Genomic DNA, 5631 nt, shown 5'->3' on the forward strand with positions numbered 1-5631 from the left:
ACTTGTGGATGAAGTTCAAACTAAAAAAGTACGTTTTAATATCTCAAAAGAAAAGAGAGATAGAATGTATAAACAGTTAAATATAAAAAGACAACTAAAATCACTTCCAAAAAAAGATGCCAAATATATCCTTGATGCACTCGAAGGTATCTTCCCATCAAGACTGGAAATGGAAGAAGATATGAGTATTGAAGGTATGATACTTGTATCCAAGATCATGGATTATGCGACAAAATAAAAATAATACCTTTTAGCAACACAAACATGACAATTTGACATATTTTTTACATTACTGCTAAAAATATACTATTATTAGATCTATATCTACTAAAGGAGTTAAAGGTGGAAGGTATGATAAAAGTAAGTTACACTGTCATATGTAAAAATGATATTAACAAAACACTAAGCTTGGCAGACATATTGGCCAATGAAAAGGTAGAAAAATCCATCAAGAGTGAGTTTGCCAAAGGACTAAGAAATCTTGTAGTGTCACACAAGGAAGAAACAGAAGTGTTTTTAAAAACACAAAAAGAAGTATTTGAAATGACTGTAAGTAAAAATGATTTTGCAGACCTACTTGAGCTCGCAGAAGAGGATGCTCGTAAACATAAACGTATTAAAAAAGAGTGTGACGGTGTGGAATTGGTTGATATATTAACCATAGAATAGATGCAAGGGCTACTTTTTCATGCTATACTTAGTCAAATAAATCATCCTGCATCATAATGTAGGATCTAATAAAAAGACATTATGGCAAAGAAAAAGAAAAAATACTTTATAAAACTTAACAATAAAATACGAAACTATTTTAATGGACTTCCTTTTGATGAAGGTGTGGCTACATTGGATGAAGATAAACTCATAGAGCTCATTATGCTGCTTGAGATCACCCTTCCCTCACATACAAAAGAGGATATGATACGTGCACTTAGACGTGTTTGGAGTGAAGGTGAGGCAGTTTCCAGAGAAATGATAGTCTCCTATCTTACTCAGAGCTACAAAGCAGTACCCTATGCTGGAAATATCAAGCGTCCTTTAGGCAAAGTAGAAAAGATCCTCCAGCTCTTAGAAGACACCTCCTACACCAAACACGAAGAGAATCTACTTCTTGAAGCATTTATAGATGTTAAAAGCACTAAGATCACTGAAGAGAAAGTCCTCAACAAACTTGCTTACCTACGGATAAGAACAAGACTACATACACTTGAGAAATCGTTAGAGGTAGTGTTCAATTCCCTCAATGAAATGGAGTTTTATCACAGCTTCACTTTTGCCCTACAAAACTTCGACTTTAACAAGCTACTTTTATGTACAACACCTACCTTAAATATGGACGAACTCTGGAGTTTAAACAATGAAGAGATGGTCACTAAACTGCAAATGATAAAAGAAGAAGCTATCAGTAAGAAAACAACTGATATTGAAGAGTTTCTGAAACATATAAAAGAGACTAAACATCCCTATCTGACAGAACAAGATGTCAATTCCGCACTTAAAAGTATGCCACCAGAAGCGTCACTCTTTCATGCTCCCATAACATTTGACACCATAGAAAAAATACTCACTAAAATTAGTGATAAATATGAGGTATTTGAAAGTACTGATCATATCATCATAGAGAAAGAAAAAAACCATGATCTCTTTGGTACTACTCTCTTCTATATGACTTCTGTTTCTTATGAAAAACCTTTCATGTATAATCTCATTTGGAGAGGAGAAGAACCTCCTGTAAAAGAGGATATAAACAAGGTAAATGATGACCTTCTTGCCCACTTTAGAGTAGCTATAGATGATGTACTTGAAGAGATGAGAGAAGAAAGTGAAAAACTGGATATAGAAGAGGAAAAACTCCATGAATTCATCGTCCGTTTTGTAGAACCTCAGATACGTTCTTCGAATGTTCTAAAGTTCAAAGAGAAGAGTAAACGACGTATACTCTTTCACTTTGGAGAGTATATCAAGCCTTTACTTGAAAAACAAAAACGTGAAGAGCTGTTGGCCAAGACCATTCGTGACTTTAAAAACCTCTTCCCTCTTGCACGTGAACTTAAAAGGAAGATTGTTTTTCATGTTGGGCCTACGAATTCAGGGAAAACATACACAGCACTTAAAGAACTTAAAGCTGCAACAACAGGCTACTATCTAGCTCCTCTTCGACTACTTGCCCTTGAAGGATATGAAAACCTTAAAAAAGAAGGTGTGGCCATCTCACTCATTACAGGAGAAGAAGAGATCATAGACGACGAGTCGACACATATCTCTTCTACGATAGAGATGATGAATTCTGCAGTTGATGTTGATGTCTGTGTCATAGATGAGATCCAAATGATCAGCGATAGAGACAGGGGCTGGGCATGGGCAAATGCTCTCATAGGTGTACCAGCTAGAAAAGTCATACTTACAGGCTCCGGTAATGCACTCAAAGCGGTAGAAGAGCTTTGTACCTACCTGGGTGAAGAGTTGGAAGTGATCCACTTTGAGCGCAAAAACGAACTGGAAATGCTACCCGATCCTACCTCTATGAAGCATATAGAACCTCAAACAGCCATCGTAGCCTTTTCTAGACGTGATGTACTCTCACTTAAACAACAACTCAGTGAAAAATACTCTGTCTCGGTGGTATATGGTAATCTCTCCCCTGAAGTAAGACGTGAAGAAGCCAGACGTTTTAGAGAAGGTGAAAGCCAAATACTTGTTGCCACAGATGCCATTGCCATGGGACTTAATCTCCCCATAAAGACCCTACTCTTTTCAAAAGACAACAAGTTTGACGGTTTACGAAGACGTGAACTTCTTCCTACTGAAGTACTGCAGATCTCTGGACGTGCTGGACGTTACGGTTTTGAAGAAAAAGGTTATGTTGGTGCATTAGATGAGAATGCCCTGGCAACCATTACATCTGTCTTTCATATGCCACTTCCAGACCTTAAACTTCCAGTTTCTGTCATGGCAAGCTTAGAACATGTCATGCTCATAGGTGAAATACTCGAAACCGATAATATCTTGGACATTCTGGAATTTTTTGCAGACAACATGGAGTTTGAAGGTCCCTTTGTAGCCGCTAACATTGATTCCATGCTTGAGATAGCAGCTATAGTTAGTGAATATAGTCTAGATCTGAAAACACGTTTTTTTCTCTCTTGTGCACCTGCGAGTATCTCTTCACCGTACATAGAGTCAGTCTTCCATCGTTATATCCGCCAAATCGAAGCTGGAGGCAAAGTACTCTATATTCCACCACGTGACCTCCCTGCTTTTGCACAAACCAACGATATGCTCCTTAACGCAGAAGACCGAGTAAGAGAAATATCACTCTATCTGTGGCTCTCATTCAAATTTCCAGATATCTTTGAAGATACCGCTAAAGCTATAGCAGCCCGAGTAAGACTGAACAATTACATTGAAAATTCTCTTAGACAGGGACACTTCACCAAAAAATGTCGAAGATGTGGAAAGGTACTTGACTTTTCTTACAGATTTTCCATCTGTGATCAATGTCATGGTCAAAATAAAAGAGGTACGGGATCTTCAAGCTATGATGCATATCGTGGACGTAGACGAAGATAAAATAATTTATTAAAATTGTATAGTGAAAAAAATGCTGATAAAAAGTGTATCAGAGAAACATCAAATCAAAAGCATTGAAAACCTTGCTTATCAGATATGGCATGAACATTACACGCCAATTATTGGAAAGGCCCAAGTTGCTTATATGCTGACAAAATTTCAATCTTCTAAAGCTATAACTGAGCAGATAAATAATGAGCTACTATATTTTTTAGCTGAGCAGGACAATAGGCCTATTGGTTATATGAGTGTTGAGATCAAAGAGCAAGAATTATTTTTAAGCAAATTTTATGTTCTATCGAATGAGCGTGGCAATGGATATGGAAGAAATATGATAAAATTTATTGACCAATTGTCCATCGAAAAAAACCTAAATACAATTTTACTCACAGTAAATAGAAATAACACTGATAGCATCAAGATATATGAAGAGCTTGGTTTTGTTAAATATGGTACTGTAATTACAGATATTGGTAATGGTTTTGTGATGGATGATTACAAGATGGCAAAAAGACTCTGACTTTCAAAATCTCTTTTAGTAAGATATAATAATAGTAAAATGTTAAAACAATATAGCTGAGGAAAAAATGAAACAATTAAATATATTTACTATCATTTTTTTAACGTTTTTTACTAAACTATATGCTTATGATTTATCTAATATACCAGATACCAATGTTTCATACAATGAACAGAACGCAACCAAGGTGCATATATCAAAACCAAAAAAACATTCAAAAAGTATCTATCGGAAATTTAAAGACCTCTTTTCAGATTATGATGAGACCTGGATTGAAGATATAGTTACTTACCCTGTTGATATATTCATGCCTGATGAAGTTATGCAAGCAACAGAAGATATAGTAGATAATAGAAATCGTCAAGAATTAGCTTCTCAACTAGAACAGATTCCTAAACAAATGGGTAACGATGCTTATAACATGCTGTTAACAACAACTTATTATCATTTTCAAGATATATCGCGTATAACCAACGAAATATGGGAAGATGATGCATGTGACCCAGATAGCTTTGAATATAATGCAAGTAAAGACCCGAAAGAACCTTTACTTTATTTAAAAGAAAATGATAAGGATGCAAGAGGCGTAACTAAAAATGGTATAATTCTACCTATCAATCTTAATTTTCCTAATGCTTTTTATCCTTACGCTTCTCGTCCAGATGGCTGTAGTGCTGAGGGGCTTCAAGATGTATATGATCTCGCTAATGATTTCTCCAATGATGATGAATGGCTTGAAGAGGCATGTAATGCACATGACAGATGCTATTATACTGAAGGTACCTCTTCCAAAGAATGTAATGAAAAGTTTATTGTGGAAGCTATAGATTCTTGTAACAATATTAGTAACCTGGATACTGTATTATTTATGGGCATGAAGAATGCTTTTTGTGGATTTAAAGGTTTAACTGTATCCTCTGCTGCAAATGCCTGTGCAGAAAAATATTTTGCAGAGGCTCAAAGAACACAAAAAGCTTATAATCAATGGGTTATAAAATATGAAAAAGCATACATAAAAGCAAAACGCAAAATGATGATAAAACTATTTGATAAATGAAAAGGTTCTAATACATGGCAGAAAAATTCATAGTAAAAGAAAGATCCAAACTCTTAGATTTTCTTTTGAACCATCTTACCGGATGGTCTAAAAAGACAATAAAACAGCGCTTACAAGGTTCAAGTGTTGCTGTAAATGGTGAGATTAATACAAAACATGATTTTCCTTTAAATGTAGATGATGTAGTAGAAGTGGGAGTGGTTAAAAAAGCTTCGACACAAGCACAGACATTACAAAAATTAGAGATCATCTATCAAGATAAAGATATTATAGCTATCAACAAACCTGCAGGGCTTTTGTCTGTGGGGAACACTACAGAAAGTAAACAGCATGCACTTGCCATACTGAGAAATCAACTTTCACGAGGGAAAAATCAAGTAAAACTTTGGCCAGTACATAGACTTGATAGAGATACCTCCGGTATATTACTTTTTGCCACCTCTAAAGAAATGAGAGAAGCAGTGATGGATAAATGGGGTGTATCAGA

At 35.6% G+C, this 5631-nt stretch carries 6 protein-coding genes; all 6 read left to right on the forward strand.

From position 1 onward, the window contains the following. Positions 1-238, forward strand: a 238-nt coding sequence (locus ABZC96_RS07880; protein WP_373030282.1) for a hypothetical protein, incomplete at its 5' end; no start/stop codon positions are given. Between the two features lie 113 nt (positions 239-351). Next, the gene (locus ABZC96_RS07885) at positions 352-669 is read left to right on the forward strand and encodes a hypothetical protein (RefSeq protein WP_373030287.1); all 318 of its coding nucleotides are present in this window, start codon (positions 352-354) and stop codon (positions 667-669) included. Positions 670-750: 81 nt separating this feature from the next. Continuing rightward, positions 751-3567 carry a helicase-related protein gene (locus ABZC96_RS07890; protein WP_373030284.1) on the forward strand — a complete coding sequence of 939 codons (2817 nt, stop codon included), beginning with the start codon at positions 751-753 and terminating at the stop codon, positions 3565-3567. A gap of 31 nt (positions 3568-3598) precedes the next feature. Beyond that, the gene (locus tag ABZC96_RS07895; protein WP_373030288.1) at positions 3599-4087 is read left to right on the forward strand and encodes a GNAT family N-acetyltransferase; all 489 of its coding nucleotides are present in this window, start codon (positions 3599-3601) and stop codon (positions 4085-4087) included. Between the two features lie 67 nt (positions 4088-4154). Further along, complete coding sequence (locus tag ABZC96_RS07900; RefSeq protein ID WP_373030285.1) at positions 4155-5144, forward strand: hypothetical protein; 990 nt, start codon at positions 4155-4157, stop codon at positions 5142-5144. Positions 5145-5158: 14 nt separating this feature from the next. Next, positions 5159-5631, forward strand: a 473-nt coding sequence (locus ABZC96_RS07905; protein WP_373030286.1) for a pseudouridine synthase, incomplete at its 3' end; no start/stop codon positions are given.

This window comes from Sulfurovum sp. (genome assembly GCF_041551015.1).
GTDB lineage: Bacteria > Campylobacterota > Campylobacteria > Campylobacterales > Sulfurovaceae > Sulfurovum.